The sequence below is a fragment of the Modicisalibacter radicis genome, assembly GCF_900961225.1.
Lineage (GTDB): Bacteria > Pseudomonadota > Gammaproteobacteria > Pseudomonadales > Halomonadaceae > Modicisalibacter.
The window spans coordinates 177,527-204,411 of record NZ_CAAHFN010000054.1 but is presented as its reverse complement, the minus strand read 5'-3'; the positions used below and the strand labels follow the sequence as shown (position 1 = coordinate 204,411).

At 66.3% G+C, this 26,885-nt stretch carries 31 protein-coding genes and 4 tRNA genes; 21 read left to right on the top strand and 14 right to left on the bottom strand.

Going from position 1 to position 26,885, the window contains the following annotated elements; all coding sequences use genetic code 11:
* Window positions 1–55 precede the first annotated feature (55 nt).
* Entirely contained in the window at window positions 56–331 is a 276-nt protein-coding gene (locus tag HR9077_RS06570) for an Lrp/AsnC family transcriptional regulator (protein WP_031382355.1), read from the top strand.
* A gap of 13 nt (window positions 332–344) precedes the next feature.
* Window positions 345–1,220, top strand: a complete 876-nt coding sequence (locus tag HR9077_RS06565) for a DNA/RNA non-specific endonuclease (protein WP_458692913.1) — start codon at window positions 345–347, stop codon at window positions 1,218–1,220.
* 80 nt (window positions 1,221–1,300) lie between these two features.
* Here the strand turns inward: HR9077_RS06565 and HR9077_RS06560 are convergent.
* The 4 genes from HR9077_RS06560 to HR9077_RS06545 form a co-directional block, all read right to left on the bottom strand.
* A tRNA-Leu gene (locus HR9077_RS06560) sits at window positions 1,301–1,387 on the bottom strand.
* Window positions 1,388–1,426: 39 nt separating this feature from the next.
* Window positions 1,427–1,513: transfer RNA gene (locus HR9077_RS06555), tRNA-Leu, on the bottom strand.
* A gap of 24 nt (window positions 1,514–1,537) precedes the next feature.
* Window positions 1,538–1,624, bottom strand: a tRNA-Leu gene (locus tag HR9077_RS06550).
* Window positions 1,625–1,710: 86 nt separating this feature from the next.
* Window positions 1,711–1,797, bottom strand: a tRNA-Leu gene (locus HR9077_RS06545).
* 204 nt (window positions 1,798–2,001) lie between these two features.
* Between HR9077_RS06545 and rnr the strand changes: the two genes are divergently transcribed.
* The 9 genes from rnr to HR9077_RS06500 all read left to right on the top strand — a co-directional run bounded on the left by rnr (window position 2,002) and on the right by HR9077_RS06500 (window position 9,992).
* The gene (rnr, locus tag HR9077_RS06540) at window positions 2,002–4,416 is read left to right on the top strand and encodes a ribonuclease R (protein ID WP_136066219.1); all 2,415 of its coding nucleotides are present in this window, start codon (window positions 2,002–2,004) and stop codon (window positions 4,414–4,416) included.
* A complete protein-coding gene (gene rlmB, locus HR9077_RS06535) occupies window positions 4,413–5,261 on the top strand; it encodes a 23S rRNA (guanosine(2251)-2'-O)-methyltransferase RlmB (protein WP_136066218.1) in 849 nt (282 codons plus the stop codon). Before rnr ends, rlmB begins: the two co-directional genes overlap by 4 nt.
* A 150-nt stretch (window positions 5,262–5,411) precedes the next feature.
* On the top strand, window positions 5,412–5,810 hold the full coding sequence (gene rpsF, locus HR9077_RS06530) for a 30S ribosomal protein S6 (RefSeq protein ID WP_136066217.1): 399 nt from the start codon (window positions 5,412–5,414) through the stop codon (window positions 5,808–5,810).
* Window positions 5,811–5,836: 26 nt separating this feature from the next.
* Window positions 5,837–6,064, top strand: coding sequence for a 30S ribosomal protein S18 (rpsR, locus tag HR9077_RS06525; RefSeq protein ID WP_031382360.1), 228 nt, complete (start codon window positions 5,837–5,839; stop codon window positions 6,062–6,064).
* Between the two features lie 13 nt (window positions 6,065–6,077).
* Window positions 6,078–6,929: a hypothetical protein gene (locus tag HR9077_RS06520; RefSeq protein WP_136066216.1), complete on the top strand. Its 852-nt coding sequence runs from the start codon at window positions 6,078–6,080 to the stop codon at window positions 6,927–6,929.
* A gap of 15 nt (window positions 6,930–6,944) precedes the next feature.
* Entirely contained in the window at window positions 6,945–7,391 is a 447-nt protein-coding gene (rplI, locus tag HR9077_RS06515; RefSeq protein ID WP_136066215.1) for a 50S ribosomal protein L9, read from the top strand.
* Window positions 7,392–7,587: 196 nt separating this feature from the next.
* On the top strand, window positions 7,588–8,976 hold the full coding sequence (gene dnaB, locus HR9077_RS06510; protein ID WP_136066214.1) for a replicative DNA helicase: 1,389 nt from the start codon (window positions 7,588–7,590) through the stop codon (window positions 8,974–8,976).
* A 123-nt stretch (window positions 8,977–9,099) separates the two neighbouring features.
* Window positions 9,100–9,399, top strand: coding sequence for a hypothetical protein (locus HR9077_RS06505; protein WP_136066213.1), 300 nt, complete (start codon window positions 9,100–9,102; stop codon window positions 9,397–9,399).
* Between the two features lie 290 nt (window positions 9,400–9,689).
* Complete coding sequence (locus HR9077_RS06500) at window positions 9,690–9,992, top strand: DUF6482 family protein (RefSeq protein ID WP_136066212.1); 303 nt, start codon at window positions 9,690–9,692, stop codon at window positions 9,990–9,992.
* Between the two features lie 27 nt (window positions 9,993–10,019).
* Here the strand turns inward: HR9077_RS06500 and HR9077_RS06495 are convergent, their stop codons facing one another.
* A complete protein-coding gene (locus HR9077_RS06495; protein WP_136066211.1) occupies window positions 10,020–10,412 on the bottom strand; it encodes a thiol-disulfide oxidoreductase DCC family protein in 393 nt (130 codons plus the stop codon).
* Window positions 10,413–10,632: 220 nt separating this feature from the next.
* Between HR9077_RS06495 and hemH the strand changes: the two genes are divergently transcribed.
* Window positions 10,633–11,622: a ferrochelatase gene (gene hemH / locus HR9077_RS06490; protein WP_136066210.1), complete on the top strand. Its 990-nt coding sequence runs from the start codon at window positions 10,633–10,635 to the stop codon at window positions 11,620–11,622.
* A gap of 21 nt (window positions 11,623–11,643) precedes the next feature.
* On the opposite strand, the gene HR9077_RS06485 is transcribed toward hemH, so the two are convergent.
* The 7 genes from HR9077_RS06485 to HR9077_RS21875 form a co-directional block, all read right to left on the bottom strand.
* Window positions 11,644–12,033, bottom strand: a complete 390-nt coding sequence (locus HR9077_RS06485; protein WP_136066209.1) for a Na+/H+ antiporter subunit G — start codon at window positions 12,031–12,033, stop codon at window positions 11,644–11,646.
* A gap of 48 nt (window positions 12,034–12,081) precedes the next feature.
* Window positions 12,082–12,351, bottom strand: coding sequence for a K+/H+ antiporter subunit F (locus HR9077_RS06480; protein WP_136066208.1), 270 nt, complete (start codon window positions 12,349–12,351; stop codon window positions 12,082–12,084).
* Window positions 12,345–12,842 carry a Na+/H+ antiporter subunit E gene (locus HR9077_RS06475; protein ID WP_136066207.1) on the bottom strand — a complete coding sequence of 166 codons (498 nt, stop codon included), beginning with the start codon at window positions 12,840–12,842 and terminating at the stop codon, window positions 12,345–12,347. Before HR9077_RS06475 ends, HR9077_RS06480 begins: the two co-directional genes overlap by 7 nt.
* On the bottom strand, window positions 12,839–14,434 hold the full coding sequence (locus tag HR9077_RS06470; RefSeq protein ID WP_136066206.1) for a monovalent cation/H+ antiporter subunit D: 1,596 nt from the start codon (window positions 14,432–14,434) through the stop codon (window positions 12,839–12,841). The genes HR9077_RS06475 and HR9077_RS06470 overlap by 4 nt, the downstream gene beginning before the upstream one ends.
* Window positions 14,431–14,781, bottom strand: coding sequence for a Na+/H+ antiporter subunit C (locus tag HR9077_RS06465; protein WP_136066205.1), 351 nt, complete (start codon window positions 14,779–14,781; stop codon window positions 14,431–14,433). The genes HR9077_RS06470 and HR9077_RS06465 overlap by 4 nt, the downstream gene beginning before the upstream one ends.
* Window positions 14,781–17,585 carry a monovalent cation/H+ antiporter subunit A gene (locus HR9077_RS06460; RefSeq protein ID WP_136066204.1) on the bottom strand — a complete coding sequence of 935 codons (2,805 nt, stop codon included), beginning with the start codon at window positions 17,583–17,585 and terminating at the stop codon, window positions 14,781–14,783. Before HR9077_RS06460 ends, HR9077_RS06465 begins: the two co-directional genes overlap by 1 nt.
* Before the next feature lie 93 nt (window positions 17,586–17,678).
* A complete protein-coding gene (locus tag HR9077_RS21875) occupies window positions 17,679–17,840 on the bottom strand; it encodes a hypothetical protein (RefSeq protein ID WP_168380900.1) in 162 nt (53 codons plus the stop codon).
* 289 nt (window positions 17,841–18,129) lie between these two features.
* On the opposite strand from HR9077_RS21875, the gene HR9077_RS06455 reads away from it, so the two are divergent.
* Together HR9077_RS06455 and HR9077_RS06450 are read left to right on the top strand one after the other, a co-directional pair.
* Window positions 18,130–19,431, top strand: a complete 1,302-nt coding sequence (locus HR9077_RS06455; protein ID WP_136066203.1) for a lytic murein transglycosylase — start codon at window positions 18,130–18,132, stop codon at window positions 19,429–19,431.
* Between the two features lie 52 nt (window positions 19,432–19,483).
* Window positions 19,484–20,530, top strand: a complete 1,047-nt coding sequence (locus HR9077_RS06450) for a DUF748 domain-containing protein (protein ID WP_136066202.1) — start codon at window positions 19,484–19,486, stop codon at window positions 20,528–20,530.
* A gap of 36 nt (window positions 20,531–20,566) precedes the next feature.
* Here HR9077_RS06450 and HR9077_RS06445 read toward each other — a convergent pair whose 3' ends face one another.
* Window positions 20,567–21,280 (bottom strand): 16S rRNA (uracil(1498)-N(3))-methyltransferase, encoded by a 714-nt coding sequence (locus HR9077_RS06445; RefSeq protein WP_136066201.1) that lies wholly within the window; start codon window positions 21,278–21,280, stop codon window positions 20,567–20,569.
* A gap of 132 nt (window positions 21,281–21,412) precedes the next feature.
* On the opposite strand from HR9077_RS06445, the gene phaR reads away from it, so the two are divergent.
* The 7 genes from phaR to HR9077_RS06410 all read left to right on the top strand — a co-directional run bounded on the left by phaR (window position 21,413) and on the right by HR9077_RS06410 (window position 26,391).
* Window positions 21,413–21,868 carry a polyhydroxyalkanoate synthesis repressor PhaR gene (gene phaR / locus HR9077_RS06440; RefSeq protein WP_136066200.1) on the top strand — a complete coding sequence of 152 codons (456 nt, stop codon included), beginning with the start codon at window positions 21,413–21,415 and terminating at the stop codon, window positions 21,866–21,868.
* 81 nt (window positions 21,869–21,949) lie between these two features.
* Window positions 21,950–23,236 (top strand): phosphoribosylamine--glycine ligase, encoded by a 1,287-nt coding sequence (gene purD, locus HR9077_RS06435; protein ID WP_136066199.1) that lies wholly within the window; start codon window positions 21,950–21,952, stop codon window positions 23,234–23,236.
* Window positions 23,237–23,285: 49 nt separating this feature from the next.
* Complete coding sequence (locus tag HR9077_RS06430; RefSeq protein ID WP_136066198.1) at window positions 23,286–23,735, top strand: acyl-CoA thioesterase; 450 nt, start codon at window positions 23,286–23,288, stop codon at window positions 23,733–23,735.
* Between the two features lies 1 nt (window position 23,736).
* Window positions 23,737–24,609: a phosphoribulokinase gene (locus HR9077_RS06425; protein ID WP_136066197.1), complete on the top strand. Its 873-nt coding sequence runs from the start codon at window positions 23,737–23,739 to the stop codon at window positions 24,607–24,609.
* Window positions 24,610–24,637: 28 nt separating this feature from the next.
* The gene (locus tag HR9077_RS06420; protein ID WP_136066196.1) at window positions 24,638–24,979 is read left to right on the top strand and encodes a histidine triad nucleotide-binding protein; all 342 of its coding nucleotides are present in this window, start codon (window positions 24,638–24,640) and stop codon (window positions 24,977–24,979) included.
* Between the two features lie 148 nt (window positions 24,980–25,127).
* The gene (gene coq7 / locus HR9077_RS06415; RefSeq protein WP_136066195.1) at window positions 25,128–25,769 is read left to right on the top strand and encodes a 2-polyprenyl-3-methyl-6-methoxy-1,4-benzoquinone monooxygenase; all 642 of its coding nucleotides are present in this window, start codon (window positions 25,128–25,130) and stop codon (window positions 25,767–25,769) included.
* A gap of 13 nt (window positions 25,770–25,782) precedes the next feature.
* Window positions 25,783–26,391, top strand: a complete 609-nt coding sequence (locus HR9077_RS06410; protein ID WP_136066194.1) for a DNA-3-methyladenine glycosylase family protein — start codon at window positions 25,783–25,785, stop codon at window positions 26,389–26,391.
* Window positions 26,392–26,393: 2 nt separating this feature from the next.
* Here HR9077_RS06410 and HR9077_RS06405 read toward each other — a convergent pair whose 3' ends face one another.
* Window positions 26,394–26,822 (bottom strand): OsmC family protein, encoded by a 429-nt coding sequence (locus HR9077_RS06405; RefSeq protein ID WP_136066193.1) that lies wholly within the window; start codon window positions 26,820–26,822, stop codon window positions 26,394–26,396.
* Window positions 26,823–26,885: the final 63 nt, after the last annotated feature.

The window sequence follows — 26,885 nt, the reverse complement described above, 5'->3', positions numbered from 1 at the left end:
TATACTCCTGCGCAATCGCGAGCCGTCGGCTCGCGCCGGTAGCAAGGAGAGACCGATGCAGAACGCCGTGATCCTGATCAATGCCGAGAAAGGTCGCATCAACAGCGTCGCCGAGCGCTTGGCCGAACTCACCGGTATCAGTGAAGTGTATTCGACCTGTGGCCGCTACGATCTGGTCGCCATCGCCCGCACGCCCGATTTCGAGAGCCTCGCCACGCTGGTCACCGAACGCCTGAACCAGGTCGAGGGCATTCGCGAGACCGAGACGCTCAACGCCATGCAGGTACACTCCCGGCACGATCTCGAAACCATGTTCAGCGTAGGCTTCTGATGGCGTCCGAGCGATGCTGCCGGATGGCGAGGGCGCGATGATCGGTGCGTTGCCCTTCGTGCGCCGCCAGGTACGCAATCTGGGCGTCTCGCTGGCCTTCGTGGTGGTCGCCAGCGGCCTGTGGTACTGGCAGGAGCGCGACGTCCGCGAGCGGCTGGTGTGGATGGGCATACCGGACTGGACGCTCGACGACCCGCTGGCGATAAACCGCGTGCTGCGCAACGACGGCGTGCTGGTCGGCTGGTCGGACCTGCGCGTCAACCCGTTGTGGGTCAGTTATCAACTTCGCGCGGTGGACGATGCGCGAATCGGCGAGCGGCCCGACTTCCGCCGCGACTGGCGGACCCTGTGGCCGATCGCCACCGACAGCTACTTCGGCAGCGGCTACGATCGCGGCCATATGGCGCCCAATTACGCGATCGCGGCCAGCCATGGTCGCGAGGCCCAGCGCCAGACCTTCCTGATGTCGAACATCTCGCCGCAACGTCCCGATCTCAACCGCCAGTTGTGGCAGCGCCTCGAGGAGGTGGTGATCGACCGTTTCGCGACGCGTTTCGGCACCCTGCAGGTGATAACCGGGCCGATCTTCGGCGAAGGCATCGGCGGCTTCTTCCGCCGGGTGGGGTTCGTCGAGGTGCCCGAGGCGTTCTACAAGATCGTCGTGGTGCCGGGCGGCGAGCCGCGGGCGCTGGCCTTCGTCATGCCCCAGGACGTCGCCGGCAATGAACCGCTCGATCGCTATCTGGTGAGCATCGATGAAATAGAGGCCCGTACCGGGCTGGATTTTTTCCCGCAATTGCCGGGGCCGGTCGAGCATCGCCTGGAATCGTCGGTGAAGACCGCCGGCTGGCATCTGCAGGAGGTGGCGCGGTTGCCGGCACGCTATTGAACCAGGCGGATACGCCGGCGAATGCGCGATTCATGGGCAGGCGTCGAGTGGGGTGGCCCGGAGGGGCAAGGGGAAATCGATGGTGCCCAGAAGAGGACTTGAACCTCCACGTCCGTAAGGACACTAGCACCTGAAGCTAGCGCGTCTACCAATTCCGCCATCTGGGCAGCGGCTACAGCGGGGGAGCGATCGACTCATGATACGCGTGGTGCCCAGGAGAGGACTTGAACCTCCACGTCCATAAGGACACTAGCACCTGAAGCTAGCGCGTCTACCAATTCCGCCACCTGGGCGTATCATGCCGGCCTGTATTCGCGTGGTGCCCAGGAGAGGACTTGAACCTCCACGTCCATAAGGACACTAGCACCTGAAGCTAGCGCGTCTACCAATTCCGCCACCTGGGCGAATACACGGCCTTTCGATCGGGGTACTGCTCAAACTGGGGACTTTCACCCCGGCGTCGCCTCGACTAAGCAGGGCGGCGTCGTTCTGGTGCCCAGGAGAGGACTTGAACCTCCACGTCCATAAGGACACTAGCACCTGAAGCTAGCGCGTCTACCAATTCCGCCACCTGGGCAGGTGGCCCCGAATCATACCGATTCCGCGTTCGAATGCAAGCGCAAAAAGCGGTCTGGGTGGCAGCCGTAGCGGCAATGGTTGGGTCGTATCCCGCGCAGCGCTATACTGCGCGGATGATACTATATTCACTCGTCTTTCCGCGTTTGCCACGCTTGCCGCGCTCGCTGCCGCCCGAACAATTCAATTCAAGGAAGCTCCACGTATGAATCACTGGACGTTAAGCGACGATCCCCAAGCGGCGCGGGAGGCCGACAAGTACGACAAGCCGGTCCCCAGCCGCGAATATCTGCTCGCCCGACTCGAGGAGTACGGCAAGCCGATCACCGACGAAAACATGAGCCGCATGCTGGGCCTCGAGGACGAGAACCAGCAGGAAGCGGTGCGCCGGCGACTGGCCGCCATGGAACGCGACGGTCAGATCCTGCGCAACCGTCGCGGCGCCTATGCGCTGATCGACAAGCTCGATCTGATCAAGGGCAAGGTGCTGGGTCACCGTGACGGCATCGGCTTTTTGCTTCGCGACGACGGCAAGAAGCCCGATCTGGTGATCCCGCCGCGCCAGATGCGCCGGGTCTTCCATGGCGACCACGTGCTGGTGCGGGTCAGCGGCCGCGACCGCCGGGGGCGCGACGAGGCGACCATCGTCGAGGTGCTGGCGCGCAATACCCAGACGCTGGTCGGCGTCTATCGCGCACGCTCCAGCGAGTTCGGCGTGCTGATTCCCGAGAACACCCGCATCGCCCAGGAGGTGATCATCCCCAACAGCGCCACCGGCGGCGCCCGGGACGGCCAGGTGGTATCGGTGCGCATCACCCAGCAGCCCGAGACCCGCGTCCAGCCGGTCGGTGAAATCGTCGAGGTGCTCGGCGAGCGCATGGACCCGGGGATGGAGATCGACATCGCCATCCGCAGCTACGAGATCCCGTCCGAGTTTCCGCCGGATGTCCAGGACGAGATCGCCAGCATGTCCGCCGAGGTGGCCGAGGCCGACAAGCAGCACCGGGTCGACCTGCGCGACGTGCCGCTGGTCACCATCGACGACGAGTCCGCCAAGGATTTCGACGACGCGGTGTGCGCCTGGAAGACCAAGTCCGGCAGCTGGAAGCTGCTGGTGGCGATCGCCGACGTCTCGCACTACGTGCGCCCCGGCAGCGCGCTGGACCAGGAGGCGATCTCGCGGGGCAACTCGGTGTACTTCCCCGGACAGGTCGTGCCGATGCTGCCCGAGCTGCTGTCCAATGGCCTGTGTTCGCTGAACCCCGACGTCGACCGGCTGGCGCTGGTCTGCGAAATGAACATCTCGCAGAACGGGGCGATCAGCCGCTATCGCTTCTATGAAGGGGTGTTTCGCTCCCACGCGCGGCTGACCTACAACAAGGTCGCGGCGATCCTCGACGGCGACGATGCCGAGGCCGACGCGCTGCGCGAGCAGTACAGCAAGCTGGTGCCGTCGCTGAAGAACCTGCACTCGCTCTACACGCTGCTGCGCGAGGCGCGGGTGGAGCGCGGCGCGATCGATTTCGAGACCACCGAAACGGCCATCCTGTTCAACGACGAGCGCAAGATCGAGGCGATCGTGCCGCGTTCGCGCAACGATGCCCACAAGATCATCGAGGAGTGCATGCTGGCCGCCAACGTCGCCACCGCGCGTTTCCTCGACAAGCACGACCTGCCGGCACTGTACCGCATTCACGAGAAGCCCTCGCCGGAGCGTCTCGACAAGTTGCGGCTGTTCCTCAACGAACTGGGGCTGTCGCTGGGCGGGGGCGACGATCCGACGCCCCAGGACTACCGCGACCTGGCCGAGGCGATCAAGGGCCGCCCCGATGCCGACGTCATCCAGACGGTGATGCTGCGCTCGATGAGCCGGGCGGTCTACTCGCCGCAGAACGACGGCCACTTCGGTCTGGCCTACCCGGCCTACGCGCACTTCACCTCGCCGATCCGCCGCTATCCGGACCTGCTGGTGCATCGCGCCATTCGCTCGGTGATCCGCGGTCCGCGCCAGACCAATACCGTGTTGCGGGCCGAGGGGGCGCCGGTCGAGCCGCCGAGCAAGTGGAGTCCCTACACCTTCGAGCAGATGCTCGAGCTGGGCGAGCACTGCTCGATGACCGAGCGGCGCGCCGACGACGCGACCCGCGACGTCACCGATTGGCTCAAGTGCGAGTTCATGTCCGACAAGGTCGGCGAGGTGTTCGACGGCACCATTGCCTCGGTGACCCAGTTCGGCATCTTCGTGCGTCTCGACGCGGTGTATGTCGAGGGGCTGGTGCATGTCACCTCGCTGCCCTCCGACTACTATCACTACGAGGCCGAAAAGCATCGCCTCAAGGGTGAACGCAGCGGCATGGCCTACCGGCTCGGCGATGGCGTCACCGTGCAGGTGGCGCGGGTCGACCTCGACGATCGCAAGATCGATTTCGAGCTGGTCGACGACAAACCGCGCCGTCAGCGTCCACCGCGCAAGCCGGGAGCGGAGAGCGCCGGCGGCAACCAGTCCGACAAGCCGGCACGCAAGAAGTCGCGGCGGCGCAAGCCGCGCCCCGGCAAGCAGGAGCGGAGTGGCGGTTCGGGAGGCGACAACCCCGACAAGCCTGCCCGGGAGCGTTCATGAGTCGTGGCGGCAACCCGCGCAACAAGCCTGCTCGCTCGCGTCATGCGCAGCAGGCGGGCGCCGGGCGTGGCGCCTTGCCTCCCTCCCCCGCGGGGCTGGACAGTGTGTTCGGCGTGCATGCGGTGGCCGCGTTGCTTGAACGCGGCGAGGCGCCTCGCGAGTTGTGGTTCCAGGCCGGTGCCGCCGAGCAGCGACTGAACGAGTTGCTCGCTGCCGCCCGGCAGGCGGGGACGCGTCTGGTCGAGCAGCCGCGCGAGGCGCTCGACGCTCTCGCCCAGGGCGGCAGTCACCAGGGGGTTATCGCCTTCTGTCCGCCGCTGGCGGCGCACAGCGAAGAGGAGCTGTGGCATCTGCTGGGCGGCTGGCCCCACGCCGAACCGCCCCTGCTGCTGATCCTCGATGGGGTCACCGATGTGCACAACTTCGGCGCCTGCCTGCGCAGTGCCGACGCCGCCGGCGCCCACGGCATCGTCGTCGCCAAGGACAAGGCCGCGCCGCTCAACGCTACGGTGCGCAAGGTCGCCTGCGGGGCCGCCGAGGCCGTGCCGGTCTATCGCGTCACCAACCTGGCGCGCGCCATGACGAAGCTGAAGGAGGCGGGGGTGTGGATCACCGGCACCGCCGGCGAGGCCGAGTCCAGCCTCTACGACATCGACCTCACCGGGCCTTGTGCGCTGGTCATGGGTGCCGAGGGGAAGGGTCTGCGACGGCTGACCCGCGAGGCCTGCGACGGCCTGGTCACGTTGCCCATGGCCGGCAGCGTGTCGAGCCTCAACGTCTCGGTGGCCACCGGCATCTGTCTCTACGAGGCGGTCCGTCAGCGCCGGCGGGCGTTGGCCGGCTGAAAGCCGGCCGCAGTTGCATGCGGCGTGTACCATCACTACAATAATGCGGTTCTTGGAACACCCTCACCCAGTTAATCACTGACTCCTTGCTTCCTCATGGCCAGCGCCGTCTGTCGCCACTGGGAAGCTGTCAAACCGTAAGGAGATACCATGCGTCACTACGAAATCGTGTTCATGGTCCATCCGGACCAGAGCGAGCAGGTTCCGGCCATGGTCGAGCGCTACACCAGCCTCGTCACCGAAAATGGCGGTACCGTGCATCGTCTCGAGGATTGGGGCCGCCGTCATCTGGCCTACCCGATCAACAAGATCCACAAGGCTCACTACGTGCTGATGAACATCGAATGCCGCGGCGAGACGCTCGACGAGATCGAGAACATCTTCCGCTTCAACGATGCCATCATTCGTAGCCTGGTTGTGCGCTGCAAGGAAGCCGTTACGGAAGCCTCGCCGATGATGAAGTCGACCGAGGACAAGGGCCGCCGTCGTGACGAGAAGTCCGACAAGCCCCGCGCCGAGCGCTCCGAAACCGCTGAAGAAGCCAACTGAAACGCCCACCCAGGAGGAGTTGATCCATGGCACGCTTTTTCCGTCGCCGCAAGTTCTGCCGCTTCACCGCCGAAGGCGTGAAGTACATCGATTACAAAGACATCGATACTCTCAAGGCCTACATCACCGAGACCGGCAAGATCGTCCCCAGCCGCATCACTGGCACGCGGGCACGCTATCAGCGCCAGTTGTCCACGGCGATCAAGCGCGCACGCTACCTGGCTCTGCTGCCGTACACCGACAGCCACCAGTAAGCGATTGCAAGTGATGTTGCCCCTGGCCCGCTGGGTAATGCGAGGCACGCCGCATGCCGCCGGCGCCGCGGCGCTTGCCGCCCTGGTGCCGTGGCTGTTCTGGTTCAGCGCCGCCGTCGCTGCCCTGGTGACGCTGCGTCGCGGTCTGGCGCCGGCCCTGCCGGTGATCGTCGCCGCGGCGCTGCCCACCGGCTGGTGGTGGGTGCAGGGCGATACCATCCCGCTGGCCAGCCTGTTGCTGGTGACGCTGATGGCCGTCGTGCTGCGCGCGCGGATGCGCTGGAGCGAGGCGCTGATCGCCGGCACGCTGGTAGCCGCCGCGCTGGTCCAGTTCGGCACGTTTCTGCCGCCGGGGGGCGCCGGACCGCTGCTCGAGCAGCTGCGCCAGAGCTCGACCGAGGTCAGCGGCATGCTCGACCAGTTGAGCGCCCAGGGCGTGGCGACCGAACAGCTCGCGGTACTGCTGATCGGCGGCATCACCGGGCTGATCGTGACACTGGCCGCGGTGGTCTGTCTGGCGCTGGCGCGTAGCTGGCAGGCGGGGCTGTACAACCCCGGCGGCTTTCGCACCGAGTTCCACGCCCTGCGCCTGCAGGGCCGCGAGTTGCTGCTGCTGGTCGTCCTGGCGGTGATCGGCGCGCTGCTCGCGGTGCCGGCATTGCCCATGCTCGGCTGGATACCGCTGCTGGTCAGCGGCGTGGCGCTGGTGCACGGCCTGGTGGGTCTCAAGGGGATGAACGGGCTATGGCTGGTGGCATTCTATGTACTGCTGCTGACCACCTGGCCCATGATTCTGATTGTGCTGCTGTTGGGTTGTCTGGATACGTTCGCGGACTTCCGCGCGCGCCTGGCCCGCAGCCAATGACAAGAGGTTAACGAGATGGAAGTCATTCTGCTCGACAATATCGGTAAGCTGGGCGCCCTGGGTGACAAGGTCACCGTCAAGCCCGGCTACGGTCGCAACTACCTGGTACCCTACGGCCTGGCCGTGCCGGCTACCAAGGACAACGTGGAAGCCTTCGAGGCGCAGCGTGCGGAGCTGGAAGCCCAGGCCGTCGAGCGCAAGCGCGAAGCCGAGGCACGTGCCGAACAGCTCAACGACATCGAGCTGTCGCTGGTCGCCAAGGCCGGCGAAGAGGGCAAGCTCTTCGGTTCGATCGGTCCGCGCGACCTGGCCGATGCCCTGGCCCAGGCCGGCATCGACGTCGCCAAGAGCGAAGTGCGCATGCCAGAAGGCCCGTTGCGTGCCACCGGCGAGTACGACATCCAGTTGCACCTGCATACGGAAGTCGACGCCACCGTGCGCATCGTGGTCGTCGCCGAGTAAGTAACGGCCGCAAGGTCGCTGTATCGGGCCTCGACGATCGAGCGCGGCAGCTTCGGCTGTCGCGCTTTTATTTTGTGGACGCCCTGCATGCCTCGCGCCCGACGCCGTGTCCGCTGGATCCCCGGGGGGCCTGGGGTAGAATGGCGTCGTCCGGGCATTGCCCGCCGCGCTCCCTCCACTGCTGGAAGCCTCGTCCATGAGTGACGCCCTGGAACTCGATCAGGAAACCGCCGCCCTCAAGGTGCCGCCGCATTCGCTGGAAGCCGAGCAATCGGTGCTCGGCGGGCTGATGCTCGACAACTCGGCCTGGGACACCGTGTCCGAGCTGCTGGTAGCCGACGACTTCTACCGCTACGAGCACCGCCTGGTGTTCAATGCCATGATCCCGCTTGCCGAGGGTGGTCACCCGCTCGACGTGGTGACCCTCTCCGAAGCCCTGGAGTCGCGCGATCAGCTCGACACGGTGGGCGGGCTGGGCTATCTGGCCGACCTGGCGCGCAATACGCCCTCGGCCAGCAATATCCGCGCCTACGCCAACATCGTTCGCGAGCGGGCCACGCTGCGCAAGCTGATCCAGGCCGCCAGCCAGATCGCCGAGAGCTCGTTCGCGCCGCAGGGGCGACCGTCCGATGAACTGGTCAACGAAGCCGAGCGACTGGTTTTCCAGATCAGCGAATCGCGGCCCAAGATGGGCGGTCCGATCGGCATGAGCGAGCTGCTCTCCAAGGCGGTCGACCGCATCGACGAGCTGTTCAACATGCAGGGCCAGATGACCGGGCTTTCGTCGGGCTTTCGCGATCTCGACGACATGACCTCGGGCTTCCAGCCTTCGGACCTGGTGATCGTGGCCGGGCGACCGTCGATGGGCAAGACCACCTTCGCGATGAACATCGTCGAGCATGCGGTGATCTCCAGCGACAAGCCGGTGATGGTGTTCTCGATGGAGATGCCCGCCGAATCGCTGATGCTGCGCATGCTGTCGTCTCTGGGACGCATCGACCAGACCCGGGTGCGGACCGGTCAGCTCGAGGACGAGGACTGGCCGCGGCTGACCTCGGCGGTCAACCTGCTCAAGGACAAGCAACTGTTCATCGATGATACCGCGGCGCTGTCGCCCAACGAGATGCGCTCGCGGGTTCGCCGCCTGGTCCGCGAGCACGGCAACATGGGACTGATCATGATCGACTATCTGCAGTTGATGCAGATTCCCGGGTTCTCCGAGAACCGGACCGGCGAGATCTCGGAGATCTCGCGCTCGCTGAAGGGGCTGGCCAAGGAGTTCGACTGCCCCGTGGTGGCGCTGTCGCAGCTCAACCGCTCGCTGGAGCAGCGCCCCAACAAGCGCCCGGTGATGTCGGACCTGCGCGAATCGGGGGCCATCGAGCAGGACGCCGACGTGATCACTTTCGTCTACCGCGACGAGGTCTACAATCAGGACAACCCCGACAACAAGGGATTGGCCGAGGTGATCATCGGCAAGCAGCGTAACGGCCCGATCGGCACCGTGCATCTGGCATTCATCGGCAAGTACACGCGTTTCGAAGACCTGGCGCCGGACAGCTACGGCCAGCACTTCGGCGAATGATGGCGGGCAGGCCCGCAAGGTCGCCGGGGTTGAGCCGATGGCAGGGGACCGTATAATGCCGCTCCCCGTGATAGGTTGGTGGGCGGCACCGCTTCCATCCACAGAGTCGACAAGGAGACAAGCATGGCGGGTGGATTTCGTCGTGGCAATCGCAATCGGACCCCGAAGCTCGAGGCGCGTGGCACGCTCGAGAGCGTGTCGCGCGAGGGGCCGTTCAAGGAGTGGCTGGGCATGCCGGATCTCTACCGCTACGCGCTGGTGGTCGACGGCGTGACCTACAGCTACCAGACCGAGGATGCCGAGTTGCCGGTCGGCGAGGGCGACTACGTGGTGTTTCGCTACAAGGAGACCAAGGCCGGCAACTGGGTGGATCGCAATTCGCTGGGCATCGCCATCGATCCTGCCACCTTCCAGCGCGACTGAGCCAACGGCCCGGGGCGACGGCTCGGGCCCATGTTCCGCTCCTGCCTGGCCAGGCTTGGCCTTGCGCGCCCCCGAAGCGCTGAACTTCCCTCCCGTTGGCTGGTCTGACCGATCGATCAACTCACCTTTTCCGTTGCCGATTCCCGGCATCCTGCCCTGCCGGTCAGGTGCGCGATGGCCCGCTACCCGGGCGGCGACAGGACACCTCGGACGCAACCTCGCTGTCATCCGTCCCGGGTAGCCTGGCGGGAAGCCAGCGTCCGAACATGCATCACACAGAGGAGGGAGCCATGGACATCCAGTCGCTCAAACACTACGTACGCGATCACGCCAACTTCGAAGTGCGCGTCATCAGCCATGCTGGTAGCCGCTGCTATCAGGTCGAACTCGAGGATATCGAAGGCGAGCGGCACTTGTTGACCCAGCGCGGCAAGCCGATGCTGTTCCGCGCCCTGGACGACGTCTATCTGGAACTCAAGCGCGCCGGGATTCACCGCGCCTATCTGGTGCAGTTCGTCGCCCATGACGAAATGATCGGGCGCGAGGCCCATTATCAGGAACCGCTGGCGTCACGCATGCCGCTGGTCTTTTGAGCGGTCGGCGTCACCGCTGGCGCAGATTCAGCGCAACGGGGGCAACCAGCGCCCCAGCGCAAAACGATGCCGGGCAACGGCCAGATAGAGCCGATCGAGCAGTGACCTGAATCCCGGCAGGTGCGACAGCCATACCAGCCGTCGGTAGCCGAGCAGGGCGAGCATCGCGCGTACCGCATCCATTCCCGCAAACCAGTTCCCCTCGCCATCCCGGGCAAACATGCGGCCCAGCAATTCCTCCCAGTCACGCCCCCAGGCGGCGGCGGAAAATCCCTCGGCACGGATATCCACGCAGCGGATGCGTTCGCGATAGGGGCGACGCCGAATCCAGGCGACCTGGCGCTGGCAGATCGGGCAATCGCCATCGTAGAGCAACGTCAAAGGCGCGCGGGCGTGTGCGGGGGCACGGGATAGTGTCATCGCGGTCGATCTCGCTTTTTCGTCGGTTGCACGACCACGCCAATCCGGGCTGCGGCGGCGTGCCGCTGTCTGGCAGCATAGCGTCCATTAAGGCGGTTGCCGACAACCTCGCTTCGTTGTACGAACCCTGTACAAATGCCGCCGATAGTATCAGTCAATTCCCGTGGTGGCCTGTCTCATTGGTACAATCTTCCGGGATAGCCCAGCAAGGAGACCTATCATGCCCAACGCCCGCTTCGGCGTACTACTGGCCAATCTCGGCACACCGGATGCACCGACCCCCGAGGCGGTGCGTCGTTACCTGGGGGAGTTCCTCTGGGATGAGCGGGTGATCGATGTCTCTCGGCCGCTATGGTGGTTGATCCTGAATGGCGTGATCCTGCGCTTTCGTCCGCGCAAGGTCGCCAAGGGCTACGCGGCGATATGGACCGACGAGGGCTCTCCGTTGCTGGCGATCGGTCGCCGCCAGCAGCGTGCGCTGGCCAGGCTCCTCGCCGAGCGGTTCAACGAGACGATTCCGGTCGAGCTGGCCATGACCTACGGGCAGCCGAGCATGGAGGCGGCGGGCAAGGCGCTGCGCGATGCCGGAGCCCAGCGCATTCTGGTGCTCCCGCTGTATCCGCAGTACTCGCGCTCGACCACCGCCGCGGTGTTCGATCGTCTGGCGCGTGCCCTCAAGCCCTGTCCGCACCTGCCCGAGCTGCGCTTCGTTCGCGATTACCACGACCATCCGGCGTATATCGGCGCGCTGGCGGCGAGCGTGCGCGAGCACTGGCGCAACCATGACGGCGAGCGCGGGCGGCTGATGATGTCCTATCACGGCATCCCCAGGCGCTATGCCGAGGCTGGCGATCCCTACCCGCAGCATTGCGGAACCACCAGCCGGCTGCTCGCCGAAGAGTTGGGGCTCGGCGATGACGAGTGGTTGATGAGCTACCAGTCGCGCTTCGGCCGCGAGGAGTGGCTCAAGCCGTATACCGACATGACGCTCGAGGCCTGGGGGCGCGAGGGCGTCGAGCACGTCGATATCATCAGTCCGGCGTTCGCCGCTGATTGCCTGGAAACGCTCGAGGAGCTCGAGGTGGAGAACCGCGACAACTTCGCCGCGGCCGGCGGCAGAACCTACCGCTACATAGCGGCACTCAACGACCGTGACGACCACATGGACCTGCTGGCGCAGCTGGTCGAACAGCACAGCCGCGGCTGGTAGCAGCGGCGTGCTTGACGACGTTCAGGGCAGGCGGCGCGCGTCCTCGTCCTCGTCGTCTTCATCCTGCTCCCTGAATTCGGCGATATCGCCGCGCGTACTCTCGAAACGGGCGAGCTTCTGGTGCAGGGCGCTCTTGGCCAGCAGGTGCGCCGACACCGGCGCGGTGACGAACAGGAAGATGGTGATCAGCAACTCCTGATAGCTCAGGCCCCCTTCGACCAGGCTGAAGTAGCTCATCGAGGCGATCAGTACACAGCCTACGCCCAGCGTGGTGGTCTTGGTCGGGCCATGCAGGCGCATGTAGAAGTCGCGCAGATGGGTCAGGCCCAGCGCACCGATGAAGGCGAACACGCCGCCGGCCACCAGGAAGAAGGCGATTACCCCCTCCATCACGGTATAGAATTCGATCATCTCACCCCCCTCCCGAGCGTGGCGTCCGATGTAATGCTGGCCGCGATGTCATTCGATGATGTCGCCGCGCAGCAGGTACTTGCAGACCGCCACGGTACTGATGAAGCCCAGCATGGCGATCAGCAGAGCGGCCTCGAAATAGGTCTTGTCGTTGAGCCAGATGCCGAACAGCACGATCAGCGCGATGGAGTTCACGTACATGGTGTCCAGCGCCAGGATGCGGTCGGGCAGGTCGGGGCCGATCGCCGCGCGATACAGCGTCAGTAGCGTCGCCGCGGTGAATAGCGCCAGGCTGATCCAGAGGGCGATATCTAGCATTCGAAGATCTCCTTGAGCGGGCGCTCGTAGCGCTGGTGGATCTTGTCGATGGTGGCTTGTACGTCGTCGGCGTTGAGCGCATGGATCACCAGCGTGCGGCGGTCGCGACGCAGGTTGGCCGAGACCGTTCCCGGTGTCAGCGTGATCGTGCTGGCAAGGATGGTGATCGTGAAGGCCTCCTTGAGCTCCAGCGGGTATTCGATGAACACCGGACTCATTCGGCTGCGCGGGTTGAGGATCAGCTTCGAGACCTCGTAGTTGGCGACGATGATATCGCCCAGCACGCGCAGCACGTAGCGCAGCAGTAGCCACGGCCGCTTGACGGTTGGCTGGCTCTCCCAGAAGGGCTGGGTAACCAGGGGAATGACCAGCGCCAGGAAACCGCCCAGCAGTAGCTGGCCCAGGGACAGGCTCTGCTGCAGCATCAGCCACATGGCCAGCAACAGCACCGAGAGGAGCGGCATCGGCAACCAGGGTTGTACCGGAATCATGGCTTGCCTCCTGTGGTATCGCCAGGCGCCTCACGCTCGATGATCGAGCTTATGTACGCTTCCTGATCGGCCAGCTGGTCGGCCGCGGCGTCGGTGAAGGCGGTCAGCGGTCCGCCGAAGATCACCAGCAAGGGCGAGGCGCCCAGCAGCAGCAGAATGCCGATCGCGCGCATGGTACCGACTCGACGCTGCCCCCGCTCGCTGTCCTTGTCGCGTTCGTGCTCCTTGTCGCGTTCGCCGCTCTCGTGTCGCTCGCGGCGGCGTTCGCCCCCGGAGACCCGCCAGAACAGCGTCGAGCCGGTGCGCGACAGGGCGACGATCGCCGCCAGGCTGCTGGTCAGCAGGATAGGCCAAAGCCACAGCTGTTGGGCGGGCGTGGCCGCTTCCAGAATCAGTGCCTTGCCCACCGCACCCGAGAAAGGCGGGATCCCGGCCACTGCCAGTGCCCCGATGAAGAACAGCGAACCCAGCAGTGCCACCTGATTGACGGCGCGACCGCGGACGATGCGCGCTCCGGCCTTGCCGCGCTGGTGGGCGATGATGTCGACCAGCAGGAACAGCCCGCCGGTCACCAGCGTGGTATGGACCATGTAGTAGAGCAGGGCGGCGTTGGCCTCGATGCTGTTCATGCCGATCCCGGCAAGCAGGGTGCCCACCGAGATGATGATCAAGTAAGCGACCTGGGTGCGCAGGTCGCGTGCCGAGAGGACCCCCAGGCCGCCCAGGGCCAGGGTCGCCAGCGACAGCCACCAGACCCAGGGCTGGGCAAGATAGGCCAGTGTGCCGGCCTGGGCACCGAACACCAGCGTGAAGACCCGCAGGATGGCGTAGATGCCGACCTTGGTGAGGATCGCGAACAGGGCCGCCACCGGTGCCGGCGCCGAGGCATAGGCACGCGGCAGCCAGAAGTACAGCGGCAGGATCGCCGATTTCAGCCCGAACACCACCAGCAACAGCATGGCGCCGGCCTCGGCGAGCGCCAGTCTGCTGCTGTCGAGTGCCGGCACTCGCGCCGCCATGTCGGCCATGTTGAGGGTGCCGAGGGTGCCGTAGAGCACCCCCAGACCGATCAGGAAGAGTGCCGAGCCGGCCAGGTTGAGCGCCACGTAGTGGAACCCCGAGTGGATGCGAGCCTTGCCGCCGCCGTGCATCAGCAGCGAGTACGAGGCGATCAGCAGCACTTCGAAGAACACGAACAGGTTGAACAGGTCGCCGGTCAAAAAGGCGCCGTTGATGCCCATCAGCTGCAACTGGAACAGCCCGTGGAAGTTGGAGCCCTCCTCGTCGTTGCCGGCGCTGGCGTAGAACAGGCTGCCGAGGGCGAGCAGCGCGGTCAGCGTGACCATCAGCGCCGACAGCCGGTCATGTACCAGGATGATGCCGAACGGCGGCTGCCAGTCGCCCAGCGCGTAATAGCGGATCGTGCCATCGGCGCTCTGGACCAGCAGCAGCGCGCACACCGCCACCAGCAGGGCCGTGGCGGAGAGGCCGATGATCCGGCGCGGCGTTGCCGGCCCCTCGCGGTTGAGCAGCAGCCCCAGCCCGGCGATCAGCGGTAGCAGGACGGGTAGAGCGATCAGGTGATCCATCAACTGCTCTCCTCCCGCGGCTCGTCGAGACGATTGCCGTTGACGTGATCGCTCCCCAGGTCACCGCGCGCACGCATTGCCAGAATCACCGAGAAGGCGGTCATGGCGAAGCCGATGACGATGGCCGTAAGCACCAGCGCCTGGGGCAGCGGGTCGGCGTAGTCGCCCCCGTGCTCCTCGATCACCACGGCGCCGGCGGTGGTCAGCCCGCCCATCGAGAACAGGAACAGGTTGACGGCATAGGAGAGCAGGGTCAGGCCCACCACCACCGGGAAGGTCCGGCCACGCAGCGCCAGGAACAGGCCGCAGGCGGCGAGCACGCCGGTGGTCATCGAGAACAGCGCTTCCATCAGGCCTTCTCCTTTTCCTTTTGCTTGCTGGGGCGGTGCGCGGTGGTCAGTTTGCCGAGATTGGCGAGGATCATCAGCGTGGCGCCGACCACCGTCAAATAGACGCCGAGGTCGAACAGCAGCGCGGTGGCCAGTTCGATATCGCCGATCAACGGGATATGAAAATGGCCGAACGACGAAGTCAGGAAGGGGTAGCCGAACACCCAGCTGCCCAGGCCGGTGAGCGTCGCCACGCCGACGCCGGCGACGGCGATCGGCTGGTACTGGAACGACATGCGTCGCTGACACCAGTCGACCCCGTGGGCGATGTACAGGAGGATCAGGGCCACCGCGGTGACCAGCCCGGCGATGAAACCGCCGCCCGGCGCGTTGTGGCCGCGCAGGAAGATGAAGATCGACACCAGCAACGCCAGCGGCAGGATGGTCTGCGACACGCTGATCAGGATCAGCGGATGGCGATCGCGCGACCACGGCCGGCCCTCGGCGTCGCTCGACGGCATGAACAGCCGCAGCCGGTTGAGCAACTTGTAGATGCCCACTGCGGCGATACACAGCACGGTGATCTCGCCCAGGGTATCGAAGCCACGAAAGTCGACGAGGATCACATTGACCACGTTGTGCCCGCCGCCTCCCGGCACGCTGTTGTCGATGAAGAAATGCGAGATCGACTCCAGCGGCCGGGTGAGCACCGCAAAGTTGAGGCTGGCGACGATGCCGCCGAACGCCGAGGCCATCAGCACGTCGCGCAGGATCCGCGGGGCGCCGGACTCCTTGGGGGTCCGCTGGGGCAGAAAGAACAGCGCCAGCATCAGCAGGATCATGGTCACCACCTCGACCGCCAACTGGGTCAGCGCCAGGTCGGGTGCCGAGAAGCGGGCGAAGGCCAGCGAGGTCATCAGCCCGACGATCGACAGCATCAGCAGCGAGATCAGCCGCCGGCGATGCAGGATCGCCGTGGCCAGGCCGGCGAATATCGCGATGCCCGCGCCGGCGATGAGCAGCCCGTCGAGCGGCTGCAGCGGCAATGGGCCGCGCAGTTCGGTGGCGCCGAGCAGGGTGCCGCCGACCAGGCACAGGATGGTGATCACCAGCCACAGCATGTAGCGCTGCAGCGAGCCGTTTTCCAGGGCGTCGATGACGCGTTGGGTGCCGTGCACCAGCCCCTGAACCGAGGCCTCGAACAGCAGTCGCGCGTCGCGGGCGCCGAACTGGCGCTGAAAGGCGAACAGGTGCCGACGCTGCCAGTACAGCGCCACGCCGCCGAACAGCGCAACGGCGCTCATCAGCAGAGGCAGGTTGAGGCCGTGCCAGACCGCCAGATGCAGCTCGGGCGCGCCCCCCGTCAGCGCCGCATCGCTCGCCGCGGTGAGCAATGCCGTCACGCTGGGTGCCGGCAGGATGCCGATGACCAGGCACAGCGCGGCGAGCAACAGCCCCGGGGCGATCATCAGCTTGGGCGGCGCATGCGGCGTCTTGGGCAGCTCGGGCGTCGGCCCATGGAAGAACACGTTGTAGACCAGGCGCACCGCATAGGCCGCCGACAGCAGGCTGCCCAGCGTGACCAGCGCCGGGATCAGCCAGGCCAGTCCGCCCAGCAACTGCGTGTCGAGGGATTCGGCGAGCAGCATCTCCTTGGACAGGAAGCCATTGAAGTAGGGCACCCCGGCCATCGCTGCCCCGGCGATGATCGCCACGGCGGCAGTCAGTGGCATCACCCGCCATAGCCCCTGCAGCTTGCGGATGTCGCGGGTCCCGGTCTCGTGATCGATGATCCCCGCGGTCATGAACAGCGCCGCCTTGAAGATCGCATGGTTGAGAATGTGGAACAGCGCGGCGACCGTCGCCATGTCGTTGTCGAGGCCCAGCAACAGGGTGATCAGACCCAGGTGACTGATCGTCGAATTGGCCAGCACGCCCTTGAGGTCATACTTGAGCAGCGCGAAATAGGCGCCGTAGAGCAGCGTCACCAGGCCGGTCAGGCCGACCAGGTAGAGCCACTCGGGACTGCCGGCCAGCGCCGGATGCATGCGCGCCAGCAGGAACACGCCGGCCTTGACCATGGTCGCCGAATGCAGGAAGGCCGATACCGGCGTCGGCGCGGCCATCGCGTGGGGCAGCCAGAACTGGAAGGGAAACTGGGCCGACTTGGTGAATGCCCCGAGCAGTACCAGCAGCAATGCCGGCAGGTAGCGCGGGTCGGCCTGGATCATGTCGCGGCTGTCGAGTACCACCTGCAGGTCGTAGCTGCCGACGATATGCCCCAGCAGCAACAGGCCGGCAAGCAGCGCCAGGCCCCCCGCCCCGGTCACGGTGAGCGCCATCCGGGCGCCCTTGCGGGCATCGCTCTGGTGATACCAGTAGCCGATCAGCAGAAACGACGACAGGCTGGTGAGCTCCCAGAAGAACCACAGCAGCAGCAGGTTGTCGGCCATGACGATGCCCAGCATCGCCGCCATGAACAGCAGCAGGAACGCATAGAAGCGCGGAGCGTTGTCGCTGGCCAGCAGGTAGTAGCGGGCGTAGACGATGATCAGCAGGCCGATCCCCAGGATCAGCAGAACGAACAGCAGAGACAGGCCGTCCAGGCGCATGGCGAGGTCCAGGCCCAGCGCCGGGATCCAGCTGTAGGCCTGGCGGAACACCTCGCCGTCGAGCACCGCCCCGGCATGATGGAGCGCGACCGCCAGCGCGATGAGTACTGGTGCGGCCGCCACGGCGGCACAGGCGCCACGGCGCTCGTTGGAACTCATGATGGGTAGCAGGCCGCCCAGCAGGGGCAGCAGCACAATCAGTAACAGCGGCATGAACGACTCGCTCTCGTCGTTGGCGTTCTGGCGGATCCGGCGCGAGGCGCGCGGTTGCGATAGATCACAGTTCAGCCGTTGCGGAAACGACCATCAAGCGAAATCGTGGGGCGGGTCGGTAAGAAACGGGCGTCTCACGGCACGGGGCGCGAGCATCCAGGCGGGGGTGCGGTCGACCGGACGCATGGTGGTCAGAGTATCGGCACCGGTGTGGCGGCGCGCGCGGGTAGATCCGCGCGGGGGGTGGCCCGTCATGGTGTCTTCCTCCCTTCGTGGCTTCCCGGCATGGCAGAACGTTGGTCCCTAGAGAAAGCTAGTCTACTGTTTTTGTTGGAATAAAATGCCGGTTGGCTGACGCCTTCGCGGAGTCAGTCCTCGACTCTATCACGGCCCCCGACGCCGATCTAGCGTATCCCGGCGACGCTCGCTTCACCCGGCCGGCCATTCACCGGGTTTCAGCGCTAGTCGCACGGCCTCTCGTGCGAGAAGATGAGCGCGCGTTTTTCCGTACCGTCACCCGCTCACTGCCAGGCAAGGAAGTTTCATGAATCGTCGCCTACCGGTTTCACTGCTTTTGACATTGTGGCTGCCCCTGGCGGGTTGCCAGGTCGACGCCAATGCCACCGATATAGCCGGCCGCGACGCCACGCTGGCACCCGATGCCGGCCAGGCAGCGGCGACCGGCAAGAATGGCGAGGCGGGCGGATCCGCTGAGCCCGCGGTGCGCCAGGATTTCGCCGCCTGGGTCGCCGACTTTCGTCGCCAGGCGCTGGCCGAGGGCATCAATGCGGTCACCCTGGCGGCGGCGTTCGATGGCGTCCGCTACCTGCCGCGGATCATCGAGCTAGACCGGGCCCAGCCCGAATTCACCCGTCAGGTCTGGGACTATCTCGATACCGCGGTCTCCCCGGCCCGCGTCAGGCAGGGGCGCGCGCAACTCGCCGAGCACCGTGAGGCGATCCGGGCCGCCAGCCGGCACTACGGCGTGCCAGCGGAAATCCTGGTGGCGATCTGGGGCATCGAGAGCAACTACGGCGGCAACTTCGGCAGTTTCTCGACCATCGATGCCCTGGCCACGCTGGGCTACGACGGCCGCCGTCCCGACTTCGCGCGCAGCGAGTTGCTCGCGGCGTTGCGCATCCTGCAGCGCGGCGACATCGACCGCGAGCACATGCGCGGCTCCTGGGCCGGCGCCATGGGCCACACCCAGTTCCTGCCGTCGAGCTTCGAGGATCACGCCCGCGACGGCGACGGTGACGGCCGGCGCGATATCTGGGGCAGCATCGATGACGTCATGGCCTCGACCGCCAATTACCTCGCCGACGCCGGCTGGCGCCAGGGCGAGCCCTGGGGCGCGGAAGTTCACCTGCCTGCGGATTTCGACTACGCCCAGACCGAACTGGACGTGCGTCGTGCGAGCCAGGCATGGCGGGCGCAGGGCGTTCAGGGAGTGCGCGGAGGAGGGCTGCCGGCGCTCGATCAGGCCTCGATCATCGCGCCGGCCGGCGCCCACGGCCCGGCCTTCCTGGTGGGCCACAACTTCCGCGTGATCATGCGCTACAACGCCTCGACCAGCTATGCGCTGGCCGTCGCCCTGCTGTCCGAGCGGCTGGCCGGCGAACCGGGGCTGGTCGGCGACTGGCCGCGCCAGGAGCCGGCGCTGTCGCGCAGCCAGGTCAAGCGTCTTCAGCAGTTGCTCAACGCCCACGGCTTCGACGTCGGTGCACCGGACGGGGTGATCGGGCCGAATACCCGGCGCGGACTGCGCGACTACCAGCGTAGCCTGGGGCAAACGCCGGACGGCTTCGCCACCGTGGGGCTGCTCGAGCGGCTCGAAGCCGACTGAGCCGAAAAGGCGCTAGACTCAAGTCTCACAAGGAAGGCGTGGGGGAACGGGGATGAAGGGACGCTATCGCTGGCCGCTGGTCATCGTCGTCGTGCTGGTCGTCGGCCTGGTCGCGCTGCGCATGGCCCTGCCCGGGCTGGTGCGCGACTACCTCAACGATCAACTGGCCGACATGGGCGCCTATCGCGGGCATGTCGAGGATGTCGACCTGGCCCTGTGGCGCGGCGCCTACACGATCAACGGCCTGACGATCGTCAAGGCCGAGGAAGAGACCCAGGTGCCGTTCTTCCACGTCGATGCGCTCGATCTGTCGGTCAGCTGGAGCGCGCTGTGGAAGGGCGCGATCGTCGCCGAGGCGGTGTTCATGAGCCCCGAGCTGAATTTCGTCGACACCCCCGGCGAGGGGGGCGGCCAAGCCGGCGAGGGCACCGACTGGCGAGTGGCGCTGCAGGAGCTGCTGCCGATCGACCTCAACCTGTTGCGGGTGAGCGACGGCCGGGTGCACTTTCGCAACTTCGGCTCGCAGCCGCCGGTGGACCTGGAGATTTCCGAACTCGACGCCACTGCCACCAACCTGAGCAATGCCGACCGCCGCGAAGGCGCGCAGGTGGCCGACATCGACGCCACGGGGCTGATGCTCAATCAGGCCTCCACCGAATTCCACGCCAGTCTCGATCCGCTCGGCGACATGCAGGATTTCACCCTGCAGCTGAGGGTGACCGGGATCGAGCTGACCCGGCTCAACGAACTGACCGAGGCCTACGGCGGTTTCACCTTCGAGTCCGGTTCGGGGGATTTCGTCATGGAACTGGAAGCCAACGACGGGCAATTGCAGGGTTTCGCCAAGCCGCTACTCGACAACGTCGACATTCTCGATCTCGAGGAGGACGCCAAGAAGGGCGTGCTGAGCGCCGCCTGGGAAGCCATGGTCGGCGGGGTCGGCTGGCTGTTCCGCAACCATCCGGAGGATCGCCTGGCCTCGCGGATCGAGATCAGCGGCAACCTCGACCAGCAGGACGTCAGCGCCTGGCAGGCGTTCGTCTCGGTGCTGCACAACGCCTTCGTCGATGCCTACCAGGCCAATTTCGAGAAGGAGTAGCCCGGAAACGGCCCGGTCGGCAATGCTCGAAGCGGTTTAGAAAAGCCGCGCCAGCAGGGCGGTGACCGCCGTCTCGACGCGCAGGATGCGCTCGCCGAGGTGGATGCCACGACAGCCCGCGGCGAGCAGGCACTCCACCTCGTAGGCGACGAACCCCCCTTCGGGGCCGACCAGCAGCACGCTGGGCCGATCGATGCCGCGCGGGCAGGCCTCGGCCATGCCCGGATGGGCGAGCAGCCCCTGCTTGCCGGCCAGCAGGCCCGGTAGACGGTCCTCGACGAACGGCTTGAAGCGGGTCTCGCAGGCGACCGTCGGCAGCACCGTGTCGCGGGCCTGTTCGAGCCCCAGCACCAGATGATCGTGGATCTTAGCCGGTGCCAGCTCGGGGGACTGCCAGTAGCTCTTCTCGACGCGTCGCGTGTGCAGCAGGGTGATCCGCTTGACCCCCAGGGCGGTGACATGTTCCAGCGTCCTGGCCAGCATGCGCGGGCGTGGCAGGGCGAGCACCAGGTGCACCGGCAGCGGCGCCGGGGGCGGCTGATCGAGGTCGAGCTCGGTGAACAGCGCGGCTCGATCGTCCAGCGTCGCCAGCCGCGCCGTGCCCCAGCGGCCATCGCGGATACCCACCGTCAGGCTGTCGCCGGGGGTGGCACGGTGTACTTCGCGCAGATGGCGCAGGCGGCGCGGGTCGGCGACGCGGGCCTGGCCGCCGGCATCCAGATCGGCGGGGTCGAGCAGGATCAGGTTCATGGGCGCTCCGGGCACGGGACGGCCATGATAGCCGAGGCCGCCGCGACTGACAGTGGTTTGCAAGCTTTGGTTTGCAAGAAAAGGGGTGCGGTGCACAATGCATCGATACCGATCAACGTGAGGAACAGCGCCGTGCGAGTGATACGTAAATATGCCAACCGCCGACTCTACGACACCCAGCAGAGTCGTTACGTGACGCTCGAGGATCTGCGGCGCCTGATTCTCGACGACGAGCCGTTCCGTGTCGAGGACGCCAAGAGCGGCGAGGACCTGACGCGGACCATCCTGCTGTCGATCATCATCGAGCAGGAGCAGGCCGACAGCAGTGCCGAGGTATTCTCCAACGACCTGCTGACCCAGATGATCCGCATCTACGCCATGTCGCAGCCGCTGCCGCTGGCGCGCTACCTGGAGCAGGGCACCCAGTTGATGCTCGAGCAGCAGAAGCACTTCAAGGACCAGTGGCAGCAGGCCATGCGGCATACGCCGATGGAGCTGATGCGCGAGATGGCCGAGGAGAACATGCGCTTCTGGCAGCAGACGATGAACCGCACCCAGCATCAGCGCGAAGACGACGAGAACGAGTGAGCCCGTCGCGGCCGGGCAGCACGCCATGCTTTCTGACATAATGCCGCGGATCGATCCCCCACTCGCGAGCAAGGTTAGTCAATGAAGGTTCTGATCATCGGCGGCGGCGGCCGCGAGCACGCCCTGGCCTGGAAAGCCGCCCAGTCCCCCTATGTGGATAGTGTCTATGTCGCACCCGGCAACGCCGGTACGGCGCGCGAGTCCAAGCTGACCAACGTGGCGATCGCCGCCGACGACCTGGACGGACTCGAGACCTTCGCCCGCGAGCAGTCGGTCGGGCTGACCATCGTCGGCCCCGAGGCGCCCTTGGTCGCCGGGGTGGTCGATCGCTTCCGCGCCGCCGGGCTGCCGATCTTCGGGCCGACCCAGGCAGCGGCCCAGCTCGAGGGGTCCAAGGCGTTCACCAAGGACTTCCTGGCCCGCCATGCGATCCCCAGTGCCGAGTACGCGACCTTTACCGCCGTGGAGCCGGCGCTGGCCTATCTGGCCGAGCGCGGTGCACCGATCGTCATCAAGGCCGACGGCCTGGCCGCCGGCAAGGGCGTGATCGTGGCCATGAGCGACGCCGAGGCCGAGGCGGCGATCCGTGACATGCTTGAGGCCAATGCCTTCGGTGATGCCGGTGCGCGCGTCGTCATCGAGGAGTTCCTCGACGGCGAGGAGGCCAGCTTCATCGTCATGGTCGATGGCGAGCACGTGCTGCCGATGGCCACCAGCCAGGACCACAAGCGGGCCGGCGACGGCGATACCGGCCCCAACACCGGCGGCATGGGCGCCTACTCGCCGGCGCCGGTGGTCACCCGGGCGGTGTACCAGCGCGTCATCGACGAGGTGATCCTGCCGACGGTGCGCGGCATGGCCGCCGAAGGCCATCCCTATACCGGCTTTCTGTACGCCGGGCTGATGATCGATGCCCAGGGCGCGCCCAAGGTGATCGAATACAACTGTCGCTTCGGCGATCCCGAGACGCAGCCGATCCTGCTGCGCCTCAAGAGCGATCTGGTAAGGCTGTGCCTGGCCGGTGCCGAGGGCCGGCTGGACGGCGAGACCTGCGACTGGGATACGCGTGCCGCGGTGGGCGTGGTGATGGCCGCCAGCGGCTATCCGGACAGCTATCGCAAGGGTGATGCGATCGCCGGGCTGGAAGCCGCCGAAGCCGTCGGCTGCAAGGTCTTTCATGCCGGCACGGCGGAAAACGACCAAGGTCGGATCGTCACCAGCGGTGGGCGCGTGCTATGCGTAACCGCCCTGGGCGAGCGGGTCTCGCGGGCCCGCGACCGCGCCTACGAAGGCGTCGCCGCGATTCACTGGGACGAAGCCTTCTATCGTCGCGACATTGCCCATCGGGCGATCACCCGGGAGTCCTGACACCCGGTATCCGGCAGGCCACGGCGCCTCACATTGACAGGGAGTGACCATGCAACGACTCGGACTCGAGTTTCCGCAAGCCCGGTGCCTGCATCGGCACGCCCTGACGGTGCGCATCGGCGATCTCAACTACGGCCGCCATCTGGGTCACGACGCCATCGTCGGCCTGCTTCACGAAGCCCGCGTGCGGGCCTTCGAGGCACTGGGTCATCACGAATGGGACGTCGCGGGGTATCCCAGCGTGGTCGCCGAGCTGGCGATCGAGTATCTCGGCGGGTCGCGCTGGGGCGACGAACTGGAGGTGGAAACCGCCATCCTGCCCGCCGAGGGCAAGGCGCTGGCCGTGTATCAGCGGCTCCAGCGCCCCGCGGACGCCCGCAGCGTGGCCGTGGCGCGCGTCGCCCTGGTACTGCTCGACCCCGAGCAGGGCCGCCCCGTCGAGGTCCCGGCGGACTTCAACGCGGCCCTGGCCGCCGCCAAGCCCATGGGAGCGGACTGAGATGTCCCGCGAATACCCGATCGTCGCGGTGACCGGTTCGTCCGCCGCCGGCACCACCACCGTGCGACGCACCTTCGAGCGCATGTTCACCCGTGAGGATGTCCACGCCGCCTTCGTCGATGGCGATGCCTTCCACCGCTACACCAAGGAAGAGCTGACGCGGATCTTCCGCGAGGAGCCCGAGCGCACCGACGAGCTCTCGCACTTCGCGGTGGGCGCCAACCTGCTCGACCGGCTCGAGGCGCTGTTCCAGGAGTACGGCGAACAGGGCACCGGCACCTACCGGCATTACATCCATGCCGAAGACAAGCGCATGATCGAGGCCGGCTACAAGGTCGGCACCTTCACCGAATGGCAGGACCTGCCGTGCGGCACCGACCTGCTGTTCTACGAGGGGCTGCACGGCGGTTTGGTCACCGGCGACTGCGACATCGCCCGGCATGTCGATCTGCTGGTCGGCGTGGCGCCGACCATGAACCTCGAGTGGATCCAGAAGATCGACCGCGACACCAAGCTGCGCGGCTATACCCAGGAGGCGGTGATCGACACCATCCTGGGGCGCATGCACGATTACGTGCGCTACATCCAGCCACAATTCTCGCGCACCCACATCAATTTCCAGCGTGTACCCACGGTGGATACTTCCAACCCGTTCGAGATCCAGGATATCCCCACCGACGCGGAGTCGTTCGTGGTGATCCGCTTTCGCGACCCCTCGACGGTGGATTTTCCCTACCTGCTGGCGATGATCCAGGATTCCTTCATGAGTCGTCCGCACACCCTGGTGGTGCCCGGCGCGCGGCTGTCGCTGGCGATGGAGCTGATCCTCGGGCCGCTGGTGCGCCACCTGCTGGCCCAGCGACGTTTTCGTTGACGAGCTGTTATCACTGCAAGGAGCCAATATGGACTGCCTGTTCTGCAAGATGATCAATCGCGAGATCGAGCCCGACGTGGTCCACGAGGACGACCAGGTACTGGCCTTCAATGACATCAACCCCCAGGCGCCGCGCCACGTTCTGATCGTGCCCAAGAAGCACATCGCCACCCTGAACGACATCGAGGAGGGCGATCTCGAGGTGGTCGGTCGGCTGCAGTACACCGCCGCCAGTCTGGCCCGCGAGTTCGGCTTCGCCGAAGACGGGTATCGCGTGGTGATGAACTGCAATGAAGATGGCGGCCAGTCGGTCTATCATATACACATGCACCTGCTGGGCGGCCGTCGCTTTACCTGGCCGGCTGGGTAGCCGGCGATCGGCGCACGAGTCGCGATCTTCCAGAGCGCGCGTCTCCAACGGGGCATACCGGGCCGCTCACGACCGTACGTCGCGTGCGGCCCGTCTCGTTGGAAACGCCGCACCGCCCTTATCTGGCTTCTCGATCAAGGAAACCGCCATGCATCGCAAGCTGACACGCAGCGATCAGCTGATCCATCAGTTCGATACCGTGCTGCGCACCCTGGTGCCGCACGCCGCGCAGCCCTCGCGGCCGTCGCCCGCCGGTGACACCCGCGACGAGTCGCTCGATGAACTCGAACGTCGCCACGCCGCCGGGCTGATGCGCATCAATCACACCGGGGAGGTATGCGCCCAGGCGCTCTACCAGGGCCAGGGGCTGACCGCCAAGCTCGCCGACACCCGCGTGCAGATGGAGCAGGCGGCGCAGGAGGAGATCGATCACCTGGCCTGGTGCGATGCGCGGCTGGTCGAGCTCGACGGGCGCACCAGCTATCTCAACCCGCTGTTCTACGCCGCCTCGTTCGGCATGGGCGCGCTGGCCGGCGCGGTCGGTGATCGGCTCAGCCTGGGCTTCGTCAACGCCACCGAGGAGCAGGTCGGCAAGCACCTTGATGCGCACCTCGAGAACCTGCCGCGCGGCGACCGGCGTTCCCGCCAGGTGCTCGAGCAGATGCGCGAGGATGAGGCCCATCATGCGCGCTGGGCGCTCGAAGCCGGCGGCACGCGATTCCCGGCGCCGGTGAAGTGGGGCATGTCGCTGATGTCGAAGGTGATGACCCGCAGCGTCTATCGGTTCTGAGCGCCCTGCAGCGATGAGCGAAGCGATCCACGCCCGCTTTCTGGCCATCGCCGAGGGGCTCAGTCCCACGCTCCACGATGCCATGGCGCGTGGCGGCCCGGTCGCTCCGCTGCACGGTGATATCGGTGCGCCACTGGCCGAGCGACTGTGCCGCTCGGTGGCCGGCCAGCAGCTCTCGGTCAAGGCGGCGCGCTCGATCTGGGCGCGCCTCGAGTCGGCGCGTGGCGACCTGCCGATGCACGAGTTCTTCCACGCGGTCAACTCCGAGGCGATCCGCGCCTGCGGCCTGTCGTCGGCCAAGACCCGAGCGATCTGCGCCATCGCCGCCGAGGCCCGCGCCGGTGGACTGGAGGCCGAGGCGCTGCGCCCGCTCGCTCATGCCGAGCGGGCGCGCCATCTCACCGCGCTATGGGGTGTCGGTCAGTGGACGGCGGACATGATCTCGATCTTCTACTTCGGCGACGAGGATGTCTGGCCCGACGGCGATGTCGCCGCCCGCAAGACCCTGACTCGCCTGACCAGCCCGCGCCGCAAGACCGTACGCACCGCGGCGCGTTTTGCCCCGTACCGCTCCTACCTCGCCTTGTACATGTGGCGCCACGTCGATGCACCGCCCCTGTAACCCTAGACGTGCCCGGTATCGACGATCTCGTAGGAGTGGGTCATGTCGACGCCACCCTGGGCGAGCATGATCGAGGCGCTGCAGTATTTTTCCGCCGACAGCTCGATGGCGCGCTGGACCTGCTTTTCCTTGAGCCCGCGACCGCTCACCGTGAAGTGCACGTGAATCCTGGTGAACACGCTGGGCACGCCATCGGCGCGCTCGGCGTCGACCGCGGCGACACAGTCGCTGACCGGCGCGCGGGACTTCTCGAGGATCTCCAGCACGTCGAACGAGGTGCAGGCACCGAGCCCCATCAGCAGCATCTCCATGGGGCGCGGTCCGGTGTTGCGGCCGCCGTGATCCGGCGGGCCGTCGATGACCACGCTGTGACCGCTGCCCGACTCGGCGACGAACTGGCGACCGTCGGTCCATTTGACGCTGGCTTTCATGATGGGCGTGTCCTCGTTATGGGGATGACTGGGTGTGAGTCGGCACAGCATACCAGCTGGCCG